15 protein-coding genes are annotated in these 19,552 nt (G+C 46.6%); 7 read left to right on the top strand and 8 right to left on the bottom strand.

The window, feature by feature from the left end; all coding sequences use genetic code 11:
- The first annotated feature begins 10 nt into the window (after positions 1-10).
- The gene (locus ACM6JA_RS05745) at positions 11-1,012 is read left to right on the top strand and encodes a cation diffusion facilitator family transporter (RefSeq protein ID WP_414851539.1); all 1,002 of its coding nucleotides are present in this window, start codon (positions 11-13) and stop codon (positions 1,010-1,012) included.
- A gap of 47 nt (positions 1,013-1,059) precedes the next feature.
- Here ACM6JA_RS05745 and acsA read toward each other — a convergent pair whose 3' ends face one another.
- On the bottom strand, positions 1,060-2,775 hold the full coding sequence (acsA, locus tag ACM6JA_RS05740) for an acetate--CoA ligase (RefSeq protein ID WP_007724191.1): 1,716 nt from the start codon (positions 2,773-2,775) through the stop codon (positions 1,060-1,062).
- A 163-nt stretch (positions 2,776-2,938) separates the two neighbouring features.
- On the opposite strand from acsA, the gene ACM6JA_RS05735 reads away from it, so the two are divergent.
- The 5 genes from ACM6JA_RS05735 to ACM6JA_RS05715 all read left to right on the top strand — a co-directional run bounded on the left by ACM6JA_RS05735 (position 2,939) and on the right by ACM6JA_RS05715 (position 8,481).
- The gene (locus tag ACM6JA_RS05735) at positions 2,939-3,838 is read left to right on the top strand and encodes a metallophosphoesterase (RefSeq protein WP_414851597.1); all 900 of its coding nucleotides are present in this window, start codon (positions 2,939-2,941) and stop codon (positions 3,836-3,838) included.
- 42 nt (positions 3,839-3,880) lie between these two features.
- The gene (locus tag ACM6JA_RS05730) at positions 3,881-4,888 is read left to right on the top strand and encodes a PucR family transcriptional regulator (RefSeq protein ID WP_414851538.1); all 1,008 of its coding nucleotides are present in this window, start codon (positions 3,881-3,883) and stop codon (positions 4,886-4,888) included.
- A 112-nt stretch (positions 4,889-5,000) separates the two neighbouring features.
- Positions 5,001-6,116 carry an ABC transporter ATP-binding protein gene (locus ACM6JA_RS05725; RefSeq protein WP_414851537.1) on the top strand — a complete coding sequence of 372 codons (1,116 nt, stop codon included), beginning with the start codon at positions 5,001-5,003 and terminating at the stop codon, positions 6,114-6,116.
- 108 nt (positions 6,117-6,224) lie between these two features.
- Positions 6,225-6,995: a Cof-type HAD-IIB family hydrolase gene (locus tag ACM6JA_RS05720; protein ID WP_414851536.1), complete on the top strand. Its 771-nt coding sequence runs from the start codon at positions 6,225-6,227 to the stop codon at positions 6,993-6,995.
- 85 nt (positions 6,996-7,080) lie between these two features.
- Positions 7,081-8,481, top strand: a complete 1,401-nt coding sequence (locus ACM6JA_RS05715) for a S8 family peptidase (RefSeq protein WP_414851535.1) — start codon at positions 7,081-7,083, stop codon at positions 8,479-8,481.
- A 123-nt stretch (positions 8,482-8,604) separates the two neighbouring features.
- Here the strand turns inward: ACM6JA_RS05715 and ACM6JA_RS05710 are convergent, their stop codons facing one another.
- The 7 genes from ACM6JA_RS05710 to ACM6JA_RS05680 all read right to left on the bottom strand — a co-directional run bounded on the left by ACM6JA_RS05710 (position 8,605) and on the right by ACM6JA_RS05680 (position 17,242).
- Positions 8,605-9,117, bottom strand: a complete 513-nt coding sequence (locus ACM6JA_RS05710) for a YpuI family protein (protein WP_414851534.1) — start codon at positions 9,115-9,117, stop codon at positions 8,605-8,607.
- 185 nt (positions 9,118-9,302) lie between these two features.
- A complete protein-coding gene (locus ACM6JA_RS05705; protein ID WP_414851533.1) occupies positions 9,303-10,481 on the bottom strand; it encodes an ABC transporter permease in 1,179 nt (392 codons plus the stop codon).
- Entirely contained in the window at positions 10,471-11,661 is a 1,191-nt protein-coding gene (locus ACM6JA_RS05700; RefSeq protein WP_414851532.1) for an HlyD family secretion protein, read from the bottom strand. Before ACM6JA_RS05700 ends, ACM6JA_RS05705 begins: the two co-directional genes overlap by 11 nt.
- Positions 11,662-11,696: 35 nt before the next feature.
- Complete coding sequence (locus ACM6JA_RS05695; RefSeq protein WP_173620890.1) at positions 11,697-12,275, bottom strand: TetR/AcrR family transcriptional regulator; 579 nt, start codon at positions 12,273-12,275, stop codon at positions 11,697-11,699.
- Positions 12,276-12,404: 129 nt separating this feature from the next.
- Positions 12,405-15,611: a BTAD domain-containing putative transcriptional regulator gene (locus ACM6JA_RS05690; RefSeq protein ID WP_414851531.1), complete on the bottom strand. Its 3,207-nt coding sequence runs from the start codon at positions 15,609-15,611 to the stop codon at positions 12,405-12,407.
- A 122-nt stretch (positions 15,612-15,733) separates the two neighbouring features.
- A complete protein-coding gene (locus ACM6JA_RS05685) occupies positions 15,734-16,348 on the bottom strand; it encodes a sporulation protein (RefSeq protein ID WP_414851596.1) in 615 nt (204 codons plus the stop codon).
- A gap of 75 nt (positions 16,349-16,423) precedes the next feature.
- Positions 16,424-17,242, bottom strand: coding sequence for a copper amine oxidase N-terminal domain-containing protein (locus ACM6JA_RS05680; RefSeq protein ID WP_414851530.1), 819 nt, complete (start codon positions 17,240-17,242; stop codon positions 16,424-16,426).
- A gap of 223 nt (positions 17,243-17,465) precedes the next feature.
- Between ACM6JA_RS05680 and ACM6JA_RS05675 the strand changes: the two genes are divergently transcribed.
- Positions 17,466-19,505, top strand: a complete 2,040-nt coding sequence (locus ACM6JA_RS05675; RefSeq protein WP_414851529.1) for an exo-beta-N-acetylmuramidase NamZ domain-containing protein — start codon at positions 17,466-17,468, stop codon at positions 19,503-19,505.
- Positions 19,506-19,552 lie beyond the last annotated feature (47 nt).

Genomic DNA, 19,552 nt, shown 5'->3' with positions numbered 1-19,552 from the left:
GGACACAATCATGGGCTTTCATCATCACGATCATGGAGATGGTCACGATCACCATCACCATGGAAAAGGAGCCAGTAAACGAGCTCTTCTCATTTCTTTCCTGATCATTGCTGTATTTTTGGTTGTAGAAACCATCGGGGGCTTCCTCACCAATAGTTTGGCGTTGCTCTCTGATGCTGGGCATATGTTAAGCGATGCATTGGCGCTTCTGTTGAGCTTAATCGCTGTTCATTTCGCTGCACGACCACCTTCTGCCAAGAGAACCTTCGGGCTGAAACGTTTTGAAATCTTAGCTGCACTGACCAATGGTGTAACACTCGTGCTGATTTCCTTGTTCATTTTCTGGGAAGGGTTCCAACGCATGTGGAATCCGCCTGAGGTTGCCAGCGGCTCCATGATCATCATCGCCACAGTTGGACTCTTGGCAAATATTGCTGCAGCCATTGTACTCATGCGTGGCGATACCAAGAACAACGTGAATGTACGTAGTGCATATCTCCATGTTCTTGGTGATCTTCTCGGTTCTGTCGGTGCAATCATTGGTGGTATCCTGATGTGGGCTTTTGGCTGGTACATTGCCGACCCGATCATCAGTATCGTCGTGGCTGTCCTGATCATGCTGAGCGCATGGCGCGTAACGAAAGAATCCGTCAATATTTTGCTGGAAGGCGCTCCTTCTCGGCTGGATACAACAAAAGTAGAAGAACGACTTAGTCAGCTACCTGGAGTTATCAAAGTGCATGACCTCCATATTTGGACGGTTACTTCCGGATTCGATTCCCTGACATGCCATCTGGTTGTTGAGGACGACTTACCTAGCTACCCTGTGTTAAATGATGCACTGGCCCTTTTGGAAAAAGAATTCGGCATTACACACGCTACCATCCAGATTGAGAACTCGTCTACTACACACGGTGGCTTACATTGCCAGGCAACAGCCGATTCTCACGATCACGATCATGATCACAACCACGACCATGCGCATGATCATCAACAACATAGCCATTCCTAACAAAAAAACCATCTCCCGACATTTTCGAGAGATGGTTTTTCTTGTGATTAATCTTCCATGGTAGACAGGTCACCCGTCGGTAGACCTAATTCCCATGCTTTCAAGACACGGCGCATGATTTTTCCGGATCGCGTTTTTGGCAACTTGTCGCGGAATTCGATTTCACGAGGAGCAGCATGTGCAGCCAGTCCTTCTTTCACAAACTTGCGAATTTCATCCATCAACGCTTCACTTGGCTCATAGCCAGCTCGCAGCGAGATGAACGCTTTGATAATTTCACCACGAACCGGATCTGGTTTGCCGATGACACCCGCTTCCGCTACTGCTGGATGCTCCACGAGCTTGCTCTCCACTTCAAACGGACCGACACGCTCACCAGAAGTATTGATCACATCATCAATACGGCCTTGGAACCAGAAGTAGCCTTCTTCATCCTTGTAAGCAGAATCCCCGGACACGTACCAGCCTGGGATGCTGAAGTATTCTTCGTACTTCGCTGGGTTGTTCCAGATTTGTCTCATCATGGCTGGCCAACCTGTACGGATTGCCAGATTCCCCATTCGATTCGGCGGCAACTCATTTCCACGGTCGTCAATAATCGCTGCATAAATACCTGGGAACGGCTTACCCATGGATCCAGGCTTGATCGCCATACAGCGATAGTTAGAAATCAGCTGAGCACCTGTTTCCGTCATCCACCAATTGTCGTGAATGCGTTGATTGAACACGCGCATACCCCAGTGAACGACTTCAGGATTGAGTGGTTCGCCAACGCTCAGGACGTGACGCAGACTGGATAAGTCAAATTGTTTGACGAGTTCATCCCCTGCACCCATGAACATGCGGAACGTAGTCGGAGCACTGAACCATATCGATACTTTGTTTTTCTCAATGACTTTATACCAGTCTTCGGGAGTGAAACGTCCGCCACGTACGACAATCGTTGCTCCATTCAACCAAGGTGAAAAAATGCCGTAAGAAGTACCCGTTACCCAGCCTGGGTCTGCTGTGCACCAATAAATATCATCCTCTTGCAAGTCGAGAATCCATTTCCCAGTTTGGTAGTGCTGGATCATGGCATTGTGGACATGCAGAACACCCTTTGGCTTGCCCGTTGAGCCTGAGGTGTAATGGAGGATCATGCCATCCTCACGATCAACCCATTCGATTTCCAGCTCGGTGGAGGCTTCTTCCATCGCTTTTTCAAAACGGATGTGACCTTCTTTTAGCTCCTCTTCTGCACCTACAACAATCACGTGTTTTAATGCAGGCAGGTCACTTACCGGAATGCGTGGCAAGAGTGCAGGTGTCGTAACGATCGCAACGGCTTCGCTATTTTCCAAGCGATCACGCACAGCCGCTTCCATGAACGCTTCGAACAGCGGTCCTACGATTGCGCCAATCTTAATCGTGCCTAAAACGCTTACATAAAGCTCCGGTGAACGCGGCATAAAGACGAATACGCGGTCCCCTTTCACAATGCCCAAATTCCGCAAAACATTTCCGAATTTATTGGATAATTCACTTAATTGCGCGAAAGTATAAGTCTCGTCTCTCGTCGCATTGCTGTACATCAAAGCGATTTTGTCTTTCCGATCAGTAGCGAGATGTCGATCAATGGCTTCGTACACCATGTTCACTTTCCCGGTCTCAGACCAAGAGAATTGCTTCTCCACATCCGCCCAATCAAAATTCGCATATGCTTCATCATAATTTTCCAGATTATAAGAGCCTTCCGTTGCTGGAATTTTCTCGACGTTCATGTCTTCACTCTCCCACTCTACATATCGTTTTTCTCACTACGCAACATTCATAATATTTCTACATTTTTTGCGTAATTCCTCCTGCCAGAACCTACTTATTCGATCGCGAACTTTTTCTTGTATAATGACGGTACTCTTACTACGAAGGAGATGGCCGACCATGATGATCTGGTTTATTTTACTTGGCGCTATCGCCTTGTTGCTTTTTCGAGCCTATCGCAATACATTTGATGTTCAAATAAAAGAAGTAGCGATACCCTTGCAAAAATCCCGGCACCTTCAACAACCGCATGAGTTTGAGCCGGTTTCGATCTTACATTTGTCTGATTTGCACATGGAAAACTTATCTGTACTGCCCCAGAGTATTGTCGATGACTTTTCGCAGCGTCAGGTAGACCTGATTGCGATTACCGGCGACTTGCTCGACCGCGAAAAAAACATTCCGAAGGCAGTTGCTTTTGTGCAGTGTCTCCAGCAATTACAGCCAGCACTCGGAACTTATGTGGTTTTTGGCAATCACGACTACGTTCTTACCCCTTTCAAGCTCGCACAGTTGAAATCAGAGTTAGAGCGTGTTGGCTGCCGTGTTCTTATCAACGAAAATGAAACCATCTATCACAAGGGGCAACCCCTGCACATTATAGGTGTGGATGATTTCAGCACGCGCCATAGCAACCTGGCCAAGTCTTTCTACGGTGTACCCGAGACAGGAGCAAGGCTCGTCTTAACTCATGATCCTAATATAGTTTTGCACATGAAAGAGTATGCTTACGATTATTTGTTGTCAGGGCATTTTCACGGTGGACAGATCCATTGGCCTCGCCCCTTTCATCTCGCAACGATGGGGAAGCTGCCTAAGCTGAATATCGTTAAAGGTCTGCACGAGATGGATGGTCGACCCTTTTACATCAGTGAGGGCCTGGGGCAAACAGGGGTAAACATCCGTCTGCGTTCCCGTCCCGAGATAACCTTGCATGTTCTGGGCAGTGATGCTCCATTCAACGAGATGGCCGCTCCAGCTTTGGCTCTACAAGAAACAGCTGCCACGCTCGCTCTCGACTAAGGTATAATAGCCTTACTTTCGTGTCGAGATGGGGGTCACCTTGTGGAAAAATGGAAGAGAGATGTCGAGCACATCCGACAAGCGACAAATTTACCTATCGAATATGTACAAGTCTCACAAACAGATGCAGCACTAGCCCAGCAGGATTGGGTACAAAAAGGCTGGGAGCAAGTTGCCATCCATTCGAGCAACGGTGTAATGACATTGATCCTTGTCGAAACGGCATCTTGGCATACTTCAGCCCGAGCGTTGTTGGATCTGATTTTTCCTCATGTGGATGATCCAACAACGCTTCCCCTCCCAAAACAGATATCCCATTGGCTTTCGGGCATTGTCTCCGGCTCCCCTGTAGCGATCCCTTCTCAGCTGGAAGCGAAATGGCCGTGGAAAGAAGCCCGCGTCTCCTTTTTATTAGAGCGATGCAGACCAGATCGCAAGGGAGAATGGGATTCTTTGCAGCCCTTGTTGCATGATTTTTTTGAAGGAGTACCCGATTTCATTCCGTTGACGCAAACACATGCTCTTCTCATCGTCCCTGTCTCCATGCTCGATCATCAAAAAACAGCTTCAGAGCTTTTGGAGTGGGCATCTGGCTTACATGATCTGATTTCGATGGAATGGATGGAACCCGTTCGCCTTGTTGTCGGATCGCCAATGACGAGTCCACTTGCATTGGGCGACACTCTTTTACGACAAGTATCACTTGCCCATGCCCTTCAATCCTATCGTCCGCAAATGATGGTTGCTGGGGACTGGTCGTATCCGTTAGAACGATGGGCAGCTTCTCTCCCCAAAGAAATAGCAGCCGCAATCGCCAACGAGCTAGCTGCTGTCATAACCGTTCCGCACATGACAGATGAACAACTGGAAACATTAGATACGTTGTTCGCCAGACAATTGAATGTAAGCGATACAGCACGGCAGCTTTTCCTTCACCGGAATACACTGTTGTATCGATTGGACAAGCTGACGGAACAAACCGGTTTAGACCCGCGATTGTTTCCTGATGCCGTCATGCTGCAGCTATACCTTCTCTTTCGTCAAAATTAACGAAACATTTTGTATATACTGTCCATATCCTTCTTGCTAGTGAATTGGTACCCTACCCTTACAGTCATCCAAGATTTTGCTCTCTTCACAAACCCGAGGAGGTGCCTTTTTCATGGCAAAGGTAAGTCTTTCCCACATTTATAAACGATATGGAAACAACGTAACGGCAGTTGACGATTTTCACTTGGAAATTCAAGATCGCGAATTCCTCGTTCTAGTCGGACCATCTGGTTGTGGAAAATCTACCACGCTGCGCATGATTGCAGGTCTGGAAGAAATTTCGGAAGGTGATCTATACATAGGCGATCGTCGAGTCAACGATGTGGCTCCCAAAGATCGCGACATCGCCATGGTTTTTCAAAGCTATGCACTCTATCCGCATATGAATGTATACGAAAATATGGCTTTCGGCCTGAAATTGCGCAAATTCTCCAAATCCGATATTGATAAGCGAATTCAAGATGCAGCTCGAATCCTCGATATTTCCCATTTACTAGACCGCAAGCCAAAAGCGCTGTCCGGGGGACAAAGACAGCGTGTCGCATTGGGTCGTGCGATCGTGCGTGAGCCGCAAGTATTTTTGATGGATGAACCGTTGTCCAACCTCGATGCGAAGCTGCGTGTACAAATGCGCACGGAAATTTTGAAACTGCATCAACGCTTGAATACCACGATTATTTATGTGACACACGATCAGACGGAAGCCATGACCATGGGAGACCGGATCGTCGTCATGAAGGACGGCCTTATCCAACAAGTGGCAACCCCCACTGAAATCTACAATCATCCAGTCAATCTGTTTGTAGCGAGCTTCATCGGCTCGCCTGCGATGAACTTTGTGAAAGGGAATCTTTCCGAGAAAGACGGAGCACTCTATTTTGATGCGCAAAATATTCATGTACGCTTCCCAGAAGATAAAGCCAAGACTTTACGGGAAAAAGGTTATGTAAATAAGCAAGTTATTTTTGGTATTCGCCCTGAGGACATTTACAGCGACGCCTCTTTTATGGAAGCAAATCCATTTGAGAGCTTACTGGAAGCAGAAGTTGAAGTCGTAGAAAACATGGGTTCCGAATTGTACGTCTATTTCCACAATATCGGGGATACCCAGATGGTAGCGCGCGTGGATTCTCGTGAAGCGCTAAAACCAAAGATGAAGGTAAAACTAGCGATGGATCTTGCCAAATGTCATGTATTTGACAGCGAGACAGAAGTAGCTGTATTCTAATAGCGAAGTGAGAAGGAGTGTCCCATCGGCATTCCTTTTCCTATTTTTTTGTGCAAAACCTATATAGAGAGGACAACTAGAGATAGCGTGGAGAGGAGCGGATAAGAAGTGGCTTATCAAATCGTCTTTTTTGACATTGACGGAACCTTACTGAACACCGATCACATCATTCCACAAACAACGGTGGACGCCGTACAAACATTAAAACAAAACGGTGTCCATGTCGCGATCGCAACCGGTCGAGCTCCTTATCATTTGATGCCAATCGCTGAGCAATTAGGCATTGAGACATTCGTGGGCTTTAACGGGTCATATGTGAAGAGCGAAGGGAAGATCATTCATCACACGCCAATTGCTACAGATACATTGGCAAAGCTCGAACAAATGGCGGAGGGTCATTCCCATCCCATGGTATTTTTGAGCGCAGATCACTGCTATGCCAATGCCATGGACCACCCTCATATTATCGAGTCGTTTGATTGGTTGCGACTGGAATCCCCAGCGTATCGCCATCGCTACTGGGGGGAAACGTCGATTTATCAAGCATTTCTCTACTGTGGCGCTGATGAATCGAGATACACGGGTGAATTCCATGACGTCTCTTACATTCGTTGGCATGAACACTGCATGGATATTTTGCCCCCAAACGGCTCCAAGGCAAAAGGAATTGAAGCCGTGTTAAAACATTTTGGACTAACTCCTGCGGATGCTGTTGCCTTTGGAGACGGATTGAACGACAAAGAGATGCTCTCCTATGTTGGCATGGGGGTAGCGATGGGAAATGCTCATGAAGAGTTGAAGCCGTTCGCCAATATGATTACGCGTCACGTAAACGACAGTGGAATCCAACATGGCTTAGCAAAGCTTGGTTTAATCTAGTCACACTAACTGTAAGCTATTTCCTTCATAATCGCTCCCTTCATGTGCACGCTATAGACAACAGCACTGGAGGGAGTGAGTTTTTTTGCGCGTTTGGCCTATTGTTGCCGCTGTTGCCTTGGTCGGCCTCGTAGTTGTCCCGTTTCGGATGAATCAGAATGCAGAACAGGAAATGCGCGAACCTCATCCCCGCGTGACATCGGTTCAGGCGAGAATTCCCCGCATTAACTACATTGAACAGGTGAAAGACATTCGTCGTGACCTGGAGAAAAAAAGCCATATTCAAACGCTTCATCATAACCAGCGTGACCGCAGTCATTATGTAGAAAATGAAGTCGTCGTGCGCTTTTCACCACGCCCCAAGCAAGAAAAAATTGATCAGCTCGTTTCTTCTTTGGATGCCAAGATCAAACGTGATTTTGACAAATTTCTCATTATCAAATCAAAGAGTATGACTACCAAGCAGCTCATGAAAAAACTGGCTGAACATCCTGACTCCGTATTTGCTGAGCCAAATTACCTCTTACTCCCGAACGTGAAACCAAACGATACGTATTACAAGGAATACCAGTGGAATCTTCCGCTGATCGGCATGGAGCAAAGTTGGGACGTCAGCGAAGGCAGCAGTGATGTCATCGTTGCAGTCGTCGATACAGGTGTGGATATGAAGCATCCGGAATTTGCTGGTAAGCTGGTCAAAGGCTACAACGTTTTGGATGGCAGTAACAAACCTGAAGATGATAATGGTCACGGAACCCACGTATCAGGTGTCATAGCAGCGAAAACGAATAACGGAGATGGCATTGCCGGGATGTCCTGGAATAGCAAGCTCATGCCGATCAAAGCCATTGGCGCAGACGGTTCGGGATCAGCCGTGGACATCGCACAAGGCATTTATTGGGCGACAGATAACGGAGCGGATGTCATCAACTTGAGTGTAGGTAACTACACCTCTTCTGCTGCTCTGCGGGAAGCATGTCGCTATGCCTTTGATAAAAATGTCGTGTTAGTCGCTGCTTCCGGAAACGATGCGAGCGATCAGCCTAGCTTTCCTGCTGCCTATGACGAAGTCCTTGCCGTTGCCGCTGTCGATCATCGTAAAGAACGCGCCGATTTTTCCAACTTTGGTGATTATGTGGATGTATCTGCTCCTGGGGTCGATATTCCGAGCACGTACATTTCTAGCGACTATGCCTCGCTATCAGGTACCTCGATGGCGTGCCCTCATGTCGCTGCACTCGCTTCGCTCATCCGTTCCGTTCATCCCAATATGAATACCCAAGACGTGATGAATCTCATTAGACAATCCTCGACTGACCTCGGTGCTCCTGGGCACGATAAGTTATATGGGTACGGTATGATCAATGTGAACCAGGCTCTTCGCCAAGCCCAGCCGGCCGAGCGAGTCAAAACAGAACAACCTCCAAAAACAATCGGCGGCTTGCTTAATAAGTTCTTTCAACGTCTGCGCTTTAGTGGGCAATAGTTTAGCGAACAAAAAAGCATACGAACTGATCCAGAGTTCGTATGCTAACCGAGAAAAAAGTCCAAAATAAAAAAGGTGGTCGATTCCACCTTTTTTTCACTTTATTATGAAGGCACGAATCTTTTAAGCCCGTGCTTTTTCTTGTTGCATTTGTTTTTTCACAATATAGTCTGTCTCGTAATATTGAAGATCATTACGCATCGGTTCGAATACTCTCGATAAGGACAAGGTCAACTGCTGTAACTCAGGGACCACCTGCTTGCGAAAAATGATACAGTCCTGACCCGTATAGGCCAACCGCCCATCTTCTTCGTAAACCTCACCTTTGGGGTAGTAGAAGTTATTTATACAGGTATGGTATACCTGATACAATACTTCCTCGGCAAACTCCTCATGAAATCGTGCGCGTCGGAGCGATACTCCCAGCCTTTCGTATGCATTTTCGCAGTAAACCAAAAGGTGGCGCAAGTCGGAAAGATAGTTACGGTAATACGTTTCAAATTCTTCAGGATCACCTGACGCGGATACAAGACCAGCTAGGGTAACCTGATTTAAAAAACGTTCCACTTCCATGCTGACCTTTTTCAACTTGGTGTACGTCTCCTCGCACAATTGCTTTAGATGAGTCGCTGACATAAAGTCCCCCTAATGTTGAAGAATCTGCCTTTTTTATAATAAGTATAAAGGAAAGATTATTTATTACACAAGGGTTATTTTTATACAAGCAGACTGCTTCGGAAGATGATGAGGAGCATCATATAAGCACAAATAAGGCTACGCCAAAGCTGTAGCGTAGCCAATTCATCCTATGCAATTGCAATTTATACCGCTGTTTGCTCACTTACTTTTCCCTTAATTTTCCTTATCTGCAACAAATAAATGAGATAGGCTGCGAACAACCCGATGATTGTCATGAAGCCGAGAACGATAAAGTCATTCATGACAGCTGACAGACCATGTCCCTTCGTCAAGATTTCTCTGACACCATTCAAGAAATACGTCAGCGGCAAAGATTTTGCAATCGCGACAATTCCGGTTGGCATCGACATGAGTGGCCAAGTATAGCCAGATAACATGAACGAAGGTACTGCAATCATCATCCCGATCTGAGTAGCTTGAAGTTGGCTGCTGGACACAAAGGAGATGGCATAACCAATAGCCAATACCGCCAAGTTAAACATGGTAGCTAGTAGCATCAGATCGAACGTGCTTCCGTAATAAGGGATATCAAAACCTTTTAACATCAGTGTAAACGCCAGGAACATATTGAGGGTTCCTGCCAGAAAGTACGGCAACAATTTGCTTGCGGTGATCGCGAAGAAGCTATGGCGAGAGAGTGTATCCCTCCAGGTACCCTCTTCTTTTTGTTGGGCAACCGACAATACAATTCCAAGGAACAGCACTTGCTGAAGCACTGTACCTGCAAGTCCGAATACCATGAAGGACAGATAACTGAAGGTCGGGTTATACAACACTCTGTATCGATAGTCGATACCCGTAAACATGTTTTTCCCTTTTTCTCCCCAGCCGCCAAGTGCTTCCATCTTCTTCAGTGTGGTTCCTGCTGAAACAGACTTAATCGCTGTATTCGCTGCTCGAACGGCCGTATTCGAAATCATGATGTTACTGCCGTCGATAACAGTCAGTACCTCTGCCTCTCTCCCAGCCTTCACATCCTTTTCTAATCCAGCAGGAATGATCAGGGCGATATTTGCTTCGCCCTTGTCAACCAATTTCATTGCTTCTTCTTCTGTTCCTACAATAGACGTGAGCCGAAATGTATGATCGACCTCAAAGGCACGATAGAGCTCACGACTCAATTCGGTTTGATCGGCATCCACCATCACAGTAGGAATCTCCATCACTTTTTTCTCACTGTACAAAAAGCCGAACATCGTCAAATAAATCAGCGGAACGAGGAAGAGAATATTACGAATGGTTTTGTTTGCAAAAAGATTTTTCCATTCGCTCCAGAACAGGTGAGAGAAACTATTCACCATTACCAGCTCCTTCAAGTTGCCACTCAACCGTCAGGCCTGGACGCAATTCCGGATCGGACACCAGCAGCTTCACTTGGAAGGAACGAATATCACGATCACCGAGTTCTTGTGTCGCTTTTTTTACGGCAAAGTCAGCAGCAGGAGCTACAGTAACCACTTTGGCGTCTACTTCTCTGCTCAGGGCAGGGACAAACAATTTTACTTGATTGCCTGTTTTCACATTCGCGAGCATGTATTCATTTACATAAAATTTGACATAGTTGTCTGCTTTCGTTTGGATCGTCAAAACAGTGAAGCCTTGGGAAACTAGCTCTCCCTTTTGAACGGCAACTGATTTTACAATACCGTCTAGTGGAGCTGTCAGCTTGGTGTTGTTCACATAGGCTTCCATTTCTGCTAGCGCACCTTTTGCCTGCATGACGTTCGCTTCTGCGGATTTAACATCTAGCTCCTTCAAGCCAACTTGCCCTCTCCCTGCTACAGCTTGGTTGTATGCAGCTTTTGCTTGATCCAGCTGTGCTTGTGCGGCATCGACCTGCTCTTTGCGCGATCCAGTTTGAGCCATTTTCAACTGCTCTTCTGCTGCTTTAAACTCCGCTTGCGCCTTATCTGCTTGCATCTGCGCCTCTTCCACTTTCACTTGTGGAACGGCACCTTCCGCCATTAATTTTTTCATTCGTTCCAAATTCGTCGCAGCAATTTGATTCGAAGTTTGTGCTGCTTGCAATTTCGCTTTGAGCTGCGTAATTTCTTCTGAACGCGCTCCATTTTTGTTTGCGTCAAGCTGCGCTTGCGCCGCGTTGACTGCTGCTTTCGCTTGGTCGACTTGGGCATTGCTGGAGTTATCCGTCACTGATACTCCTTTTTTCGCCTGATCAAATTTTACGAGAGAGAGCTTGTAAGCAGCTTCCGCCTGTTCTTTCTTCGCGAGAATTTCCGCGCTGTTTAGCGTGGCGACTACTTGCCCTGCCTTTACTTCGTCTCCTTCTTTTAGTGAGAGCTGTTCGATGGAACCGCCCATTTTAAAAGAGAGGTCTACCTCTGTTCCCTCGATTACACCTGCTAATTTCGTTGTATTTTGACCAGCCATGCTACTCGCATTTGAACCAAATAATACGGTTCCAAGTACTGCAATACCGACTACAAAGCTACCTACACCGATCCATGCACGTTTGTTCATCTGTCTTCTCCTCTTGTTTTACGTTTCTCTAGACGTTATTTGGTTTGAAACATTCCTGAAAGCATATAACGAAGCGTCTGTTTATCTGCGGCACTGTTCACTGGCTCTTTGCGAAATTGCTTGCGAAGTACGGTAAAACCAACCATGCCAAACAACGCGGAAGCGAGTGTACGAATCTCGATATCTGCCCGGATATACCCTTGCTGTTGCAATTCCAGCATGTGTGACTCCATCGTACTGAAATAGCCACCTAACAGATTGCCAACCATCCTGTCGCGCTGTCCATCTCCTGAGAAGGCACTCAGCAACAGGAAACACAAATCTTGATTCTCGGAAAAGAAGCGAAGATGCTCATCCAGCACATTCAGAATGCGATCCTCCAAGGAAAGCTCTTCATTTTGCATCACATTATCTACATGGTAAATCAGCATCTTCACGCCTTTTTCTATCACGTACAAAAACAGCTCTTCCTTTGTGGAAAAGTGATAATAGAGTGTTCCTTTTGCCACCTGCGCCATTTCCGCGATTGCATCCATGGTCGTTTCGCTATATCCCAATTGGGCAAATGCGGTTAAAGCTCCGTTCGCAATTTGATCTTTTTTTGATGGTGCCATCACTCCTGTCCCCTTTCGATTTTTTGAACTGACTGGTCAGTACAAAGATTATATTACGAATACTTCCTAGTTTTGTCAAGCAGCCATTACTTCTATGTACAAAAAAAAGATCGCTTTGTGGGCGATCTTTTACTTCTCTATAATTTGGAAGTAAGTCTCCATGGTTGCAGGCATTGGCGCGACACCGAGGTTCTCCCTTAGTTTTACTACACATTTTTCGTACCAGCGGATGGCCTGTGTCCGATTATTTTGCTGATAATACGCAGTCATTAGTAAGCGGTATGACTCCTCCCAACAATCATCCACCCGCAGAATCGCTTCACACCAGCGGATCGTTTTTTCCAATTGCCCATCCTCTAGCATGATTTTGGCTACCCTCTCTGCTCCGCGTAAAAACAGAGCCTGCACCCTCTCACGCTCTTCTACACACCAATCCTCATAACGGCATTCCGGCATGTAATCGCCCATGTAATACGCGAGCCCTTTTTCTAAAAGGATGGCGCTCTGACGCCTATCTGATTCTGCCAAGCCCAATGTAACGAGCTTTTCGAATTCCTCGACGTCCATATGGTAACCCGATGCCAGGTTAAAACCGTAAGAGCTGCCATGGCGTTGAATGAAGAATGTATCTGTTCTGGCGGCACGATCTGGCTCGAGGGCTTTGTTCAACGCATTCAGTGACACTTTAAAATCGCGGATTGCCGCTTCCTCGATACTGTCTGGCCATAGTCGGTTCATAATTTCTTCACGGGCTAACAAATGATGTCTCTTCGTCAATAAAAGCTGAAACAACAGCTTGGCCGTCCCTCGCTGCCATGCCTTTTCACTCAGTTCCCGCTCTCCCAGCCACACACGGAACGCGCCCAGCGTCTGAATACGAAGGGTATACCCGGGGTGGAACGTCACGTTTTGCAAGCCCAAATCATTTAACAGCTGAGACACGTAATCCGGCGATACCTTTCGGCGCTCTGCCTCAATCAAAATTGGCATGAGCTGCTGTACATCATGCGGTGTAAGCAGAGTAGGTCTCTGAAGAAGGAATTGATATTCACCAGACTTCATCAAGGACAGAGCTTGCGTCACCGCAGGTACGAACAAATCCCATTGTTTTTTGCGATAAGCCAAGAAGCTCAGCCACAATTGGCAAATGACGACACTGTAGCTATCTCCGCAGTGACTAAGTCTGTCGGCACAATCGATAAAGGTAGCCCACGCTTCCTCTTCTTTACCATATTTGGCGTATGCAATCCCAATTGCCATCCGTACTAGGCTGCCTAACCAGTCGTCGCGCATTGCCTCTGTCTCTTGTATCCCCCTGTTGCCATACAGAAGAGCTTGGTCGAGTGCCTTTTCTCTTGCGTAAAGCAGGGTTAGTCCCAGAAGCGTTTCTGACTTTCCGCGTGTCGACTGGAGCTCCTCCATGATTTGCAAACCCTTTTCATAAACCTGGCGAATCTCATCCGTAGGCAATGTTTGACTGATGAGGGCCGCATGGGCTTTTCGAACATAGCCATTCGCCTCTACAAAAGGTGAATGCGCTGCACGTCCAAGTTGTATGGCAGTTTCTGCAGATTCCCACCCTCGCTCCCATTCACCATTCAATGCATACACAAAAGATAGCAGCAAAGAGGTTTCCCGATACGATCTGGTCAGCGGAGGATGCTTCCTCTGTTCTACCTGCCACTTACTCTCCAATAGCTGAATAGAGGACTGCAATCGGCCAGTCCGGAACAACAGGCGTGATTCCAGCTCAACCTCCGTCTGCTGCTCTAATTCCTGACTCCGCTCATACCAAGCTGCCGCCTGTTTGGCATCTCCGCGATTCGTATAAATTTCTGCCAGCAAGCGGTATAGCCTCGGCGCCATTTCATTCTCTTGTTCAAATGGGGGCAACAGTTGAATCGCCCTCTTGAGCAGTTCTTCTGCCCGGACGCCTTGTACGCTGTCGAGATGAACGCGTGCTTGCCCTTCCAGCCCTCGGCACAATCCGATTTGATCTTGCTTATCTTCACATTGTTTCAAAAATTGCTCATAAGAAGAAAATGCTTTCGCATATAGACAGCGATAGCGTTCTACTTCGCCCTGATAAAACAACAGCCAATGCTGTTCGCACTTGATGTGCTCTGGTAACAGTGTTATCCACTCATATAAAAAGTCCAGCTTCCCTTCTTGCAGCAATCTTTCCGATGCTTGGCACAGCCATTCTCCCAGCACCTCCCACTGCTCCACGAGACGCAACCGCCCAAAAGCTTTTGCCTCGTCCCCTTTACGTCTGTACCATCCTGCGGCCTTGTGATTGACATGCACGTACGTCGTTTGATTCGCAGCCAGCTTGCTAGAGAGGAGACGCTGGAAAAGTGGATGAAAGAAATAATGAGATCCTGCTTGGACATGCAGAAAAAGATTACAACGCTGTGCTTCCAATAGGTGCTCGATGCATCCTTCCCCGAGTATTTGCTTACAGTCCTCCATGTCGAATTGTTCGAGAACCGCTGCCTCCATCAAGAAGCGCTGCATATCTGCATCCAGCTGTGTCCAGACTTCCACTTCCAGCAAATGCAGCAATCGCGATAACTCACGCAGACTGTCAGAAACCGTCTGCCCCCTCGTTACCATTTCACCAAAAGTGCGAAGCGCCATCACCCAGCCTTGTGCCACTTCTTCCACTCGGCCCCAATCGTCTTCGGACAACGTGATGTCGTATTGATCAGAATAGAAGGCTTCACTCTCCTCCAGCGTAAAAGAAAGGTCATTTGTTGTAAGTTCCAGACACTCTCCTCTTGCGGACAACAAGTCGAGATTGGACCATTTCGGTCGAGAGCGCGTTAAGATGACCAGCTTGACCTTTTGCGGAAGAGCCTCGGCTAACCGTTGAATAAATCGATCAACGTCACTACCATCATCAATTCGTTCGTAATGGTCCAAAACAAGTATGTGGTCCGACTGGAGCTGTACACATTCCCCGACGAACCAGTCGACAAGTACCTTACTATCTATGGAGTGCACCGGACTTTGCTCTGTGATACGTATGAGCTGCTCTCGCAATACCTGTCCAAAATCAGGATGAACCTTCCGAACACTTTCGACGAGACAGATGCCAAACGCAAGAAGAGCATCGTCTCCATCCTGAATGATATACCAGGACGCAGCCAGTGCTTCGTCATGTAGAAATGTAGCCAGAGAAGTTGTTTTGCCATAGCCTGTCGCTGCATGAATGAGACAAAGCTGCGTATATTTCAACAGGCGTAATTTTTTCGCCAATGCAGGTCGCCGTAAGACGTATGGCTTCTGTCCTGGAGGAGTTATTTTGGATATAGGGATGTGGATTGGAATCATAATATGTGCACTCCTTGCCGTTCTCCTGCTCTTCTTTGACTATTTCCCCATTTCTAACTATTCTCCTGCCATTTTGCCCTTAACCGACAAAAAGCCCACCCGGGAGTCCAGGTGGTGCTCTTTCAATCCACTAAGTTATATCCGGTAACAGTATGTCCAATATCATTTAACAGGACTTGGAATTCTTCGTTACTGATGTGCTCTCCGTTCGTAATTCGTGAATGCAAATTTGCGATTCGGTCATAAACTGCGCGATTGGTAGACACGTACAAGATGTTGAAGCGTGTTTCTGCCTGCAAGCGTGATCTCATCCGATCCACAACACGTTTATGCAGCGAATCTGGATGTCCATTATCGACCCGCACAATTTTCCCAGGCGTATACGGGATCGACGTCCGCGGATTGACTTCGTCAGGCTTCGGTGTATCGACTGGCAGCACACCTACAATCAAGTTATCCTTGTACGCTAACACCTTAATATCGGTTACTCCGGGCAGCTTTTCCGCATGCCCTTCCAAGTGAGTCACTAGCTGCGGCTCTCGCTGATGAACCATCTTTTGGCTAATCATGGCTGCCGGTCCTTTGTCCCTAGCGACGTTATCGTTCTGGATGTTAATCCCGAGAGATTCAAATTTGGCCTTATTTCCGTTCTGATCTTCGGTGCCCTGTTCTTTGTTAGGCGAACACCCTGTCAGCAAGCCGGCAAACAGGAGCACAGCAATGATACTCCCACTCATTCGTCTCACAACAAAAACACCTCCTTGCACTTAGTGTGATGTGCAGGAGGTGTTCTTACTCAGGAAGTAGCTACCTTAATTCGTCTTATTGAAGTCACCTTCAAATGTATCCTTTTTGCCGTCTTTTTCAGCATTGAGAGTGTAGCCTCTGATTCCATCATTCGTGGATTGGTAAAACTCAAAAGTACCTTCAGCAGTTACTTCAACTTCGTATGTTTTGTCTTCCAACGTTACGGTAACCTCTGTTCCAGGTTCTACTTTACCGACGATTTGGTAAACTCCCAAATTAGCTAAAGAAAAGGTCTTACCTTCAACACTTTCCTTGTCAATAAATGCAACCTGCTCAGGCTTTTTCTCGTCTGGTTTCGTCGGATCTTTTGGTTTTTCCTGTTGTCCGACTTGATTAGGGTTCACATTATCTGCAATCAAAACGGTTTGAGTTTTTGGATCCCAATCTACTTTGTAACTCAGCGCTTCCGCAATAAAACGAACAGGTACTACAGTACGCTTGTTCACAATCTGTGCAGGCACGTCCAAGTTGATCGTTTGTCCATTTTTCTTGGCAATTTTTTGTGTAACGACCAGTCTGATGTTATCTTTCCCTTTATTAATCGTTACGGTACGAGTAGCTTCGTTCCACTGCACTTCAAAACCAAGACTCTCTGCAATCGGACGAATCGGAACCAGTGTACGCCCCTGGCTAATAATAGGTGCTTGGTCAGGAAACGCAATTTGTTTTTTATTGTACTCCACTTTAACAGCATTCTGTACGGTTTTAGGTGCTACAGGCGCTGCCGCTGCAGAAAATGCTGCCATCGGTACCAGGGCGATCGCTAGCAGTAATGAGGTTACTTTTTTTAGCAAAACATTCACTCCATTTCCAAAAAGGTTCATACGATTCTTAATCTACTATAGGATGAAGGCTGTTTCAAGATTTTCCTGTAGTCTCCCTTTCAAAAGATCATTCTTTCCTAGGAACGCTCCTCTTTCACGTTACTTTTTCCTCCTCCTTTTGACCTAATTTCAAATTGTTACAAAAATGCAACCATCTTGCTTTCCAAAACCGTTACAATAGACAAGAAGCGACAGTATTTTATCTTGAAAGAGGCAATGAATGATGAACAAATTTCTCCCTTTCCTCATCCTGGCACTTATCTTAACTTTAATTCCTCCAGTAGGAAGCTCCGCCAATACGACTGCTATCCAATTGGGAAGTGATGTACTGTTCAATCAGTTCCACCATCTCATTGAAGGCAAAAAAGTTGGGTTGATTACGAATCAAACAGGTCTCAATAGTCAAATGGTTAGCACGATCGACATGTTACGACGTGATCGCTCCGTCCATTTAACCACTCTGTATGCACCTGAACATGGCCTCGACGGAAAAACGGTCGCAGGAAAACAAGTAACGAGCTTTGTTCATCCCGTCTACGCTATACCAGTCTACGGCTTGTCTGGCTCAACACGCAAGCCGACACCAGAAATGCTGAAAGACATTGATATTCTACTCGTCGATTTGCAGGATATCGGATCGAGAACCTACACTTACATATCCACCTTGCAATATGCCATGATAGCTGCAAAGGAACAAGGAAAAGAAGTAATGGTACTGGATCGACCGAATCCTCTCGGCGGAGCAATTGTCGAGGGTCCTGTCGTTGAACTGCCTTACCGCTCCTTTATCGGAGTGGATACCCTCCCGCTTGCACATGGCATGACCATCGGAGAGCTGGCATTGTTTTTCAACCGTACCATTGGTGTAGATCTTACCGTCGTTCCTATGCAAGGGTATTCACGCAACATGATTTATCAACAGACAGGTTTAGCCTGGATTCCGAGTTCTCCGCACATCCCTAACTTGACCTCGGTTTTCGGGTATATGGCAACTGGTTTGGGTGAGGGTACCCCCATTCGTCAAGGCGACCATTTCACTTGGATCGGGGCAGAGGGTCTAGATTCGCACAAGTACGCCGATCTGTTAAATGGAAGTCTTCTACCAGGCGTCATCTTTATTCCTGAGAATAAAGGAACTGCTGGGGGCGTACGCCTTCAAATCAACGATCTACATCAATTTAATCCGGTAAAAACAGGTATTTACGCGCTGGCTTATGCCAAGCAATTGCGGCCATTCCCTATGCCAAAAAGTACGAGTATGCAAATCTCCATGTTCGACAAAGTGATGGGTACCAACAAAATCGGTCTGCTTCTCGAACAAGGCAAATCCCCACAGGAGATTGTTTCTTCCTATGAAACGGATCTTAAGAAATTTGTAGAGCTGCGGCAAAAATATTTGATCTATGGCGATGAACCGTTTATCTCGATGCAGCCGCTTCAACAGAAACACTCAAAACAACCAAAGCAACCAGAACAACCGAAACCATCCAAACCAGAAAAGCCAGAAACACCGACTCCACCGCAGCCTGGCAATCATAATGGAACGACCAATCAAACGAAGAAGCCTGAACCAGCTACAAAACCGATCCCTCAGACACCGAAGTCTTCTGAGAAGATCGCTTATCTAACCTTTGACGATGGACCTTCTTCTGTAACTCCACGCGTTTTGGATACGCTGAAAACGCATCAGGTCAAAGCCACCTTCTTTATTGTAGGCCGTGAGGTAGCTGGTCATGAAGCCATTCTCAAAAGGATTGTAGCCGAAGGACATGCGGTGGGAGGACATTCGTATTCCCATAATTATCAGCTTGTTTACAAAAACATGGAGAGCTTTTTTGCAGACGTGGAAAAAGGCAGTCAAATGATTGAAAAAGCAACCGGCGTAAAACCAACAATATTCCGCTATCCTGGTGGCAGCACGAATACCGTCAGTTTGAAATATCAAGATCCCAAACGTTATAGTAAGCAGCATACAGTCATGCAGGCGATCAAAGCAGAGGCGAAACAACTTGGCTATGCGTTTATCGATTGGAATGTAACAAACGGCGATGCAAGAAGCAATAAATACACAGCCGCTCAAACACTGGCAAATATAAAGCAGCAAGTAAAGTCACAAAAAGAGATCGTCGTCTTGATGCATGATTCCAGCACCAAGTCGCCAACGGCTGAAGCTCTTCCCGAAATCATTTCGTACTTGAAAGCAAAAGGCTATCGCTTTGAAGTCATTCAAGCCGATCGTCCGACAGTTTCCAACGTAAAATAATCACAGCAGCAAAAAGCCCGCTCCGTCACATAGCGGGTTTTTCTGTG

Origin of the sequence: Brevibacillus sp. IT-7CA2 (assembly GCF_949767855.1) — a bacterium.
Lineage (GTDB): Bacteria > Bacillota > Bacilli > Brevibacillales > Brevibacillaceae > Brevibacillus.
This window is presented reverse-complemented; position numbering and strand designations above follow the sequence as displayed.

Coding starts and splice junctions, on each gene's coding strand:
- ACM6JA_RS05745 (WP_414851539.1), top strand. CDS start 11: ATGGGCTTTCATCATCACGATCATGGAGATGGTCACGATCACCATCAC.
- acsA (WP_007724191.1), bottom strand. CDS start 2,775: ATGAACGTCGAGAAAATTCCAGCAACGGAAGGCTCTTATAATCTGGAA.
- ACM6JA_RS05735 (WP_414851597.1), top strand. CDS start 2,939: ATGATCTGGTTTATTTTACTTGGCGCTATCGCCTTGTTGCTTTTTCGA.
- ACM6JA_RS05725 (WP_414851537.1), top strand. CDS start 5,001: ATGGCAAAGGTAAGTCTTTCCCACATTTATAAACGATATGGAAACAAC.
- ACM6JA_RS05710 (WP_414851534.1), bottom strand. CDS start 9,117: ATGTCAGCGACTCATCTAAAGCAATTGTGCGAGGAGACGTACACCAAG.
- ACM6JA_RS05705 (WP_414851533.1), bottom strand. CDS start 10,481: ATGGTGAATAGTTTCTCTCACCTGTTCTGGAGCGAATGGAAAAATCTT.
- ACM6JA_RS05700 (WP_414851532.1), bottom strand. CDS start 11,661: ATGAACAAACGTGCATGGATCGGTGTAGGTAGCTTTGTAGTCGGTATT.
- ACM6JA_RS05695 (WP_173620890.1), bottom strand. CDS start 12,275: ATGGCACCATCAAAAAAAGATCAAATTGCGAACGGAGCTTTAACCGCA.
- ACM6JA_RS05690 (WP_414851531.1), bottom strand. CDS start 15,611: ATGATTCCAATCCACATCCCTATATCCAAAATAACTCCTCCAGGACAG.
- ACM6JA_RS05685 (WP_414851596.1), bottom strand. CDS start 16,348: ATGAGTGGGAGTATCATTGCTGTGCTCCTGTTTGCCGGCTTGCTGACA.
- ACM6JA_RS05680 (WP_414851530.1), bottom strand. CDS start 17,242: ATGAACCTTTTTGGAAATGGAGTGAATGTTTTGCTAAAAAAAGTAACC.
- ACM6JA_RS05675 (WP_414851529.1), top strand. CDS start 17,466: ATGAACAAATTTCTCCCTTTCCTCATCCTGGCACTTATCTTAACTTTA.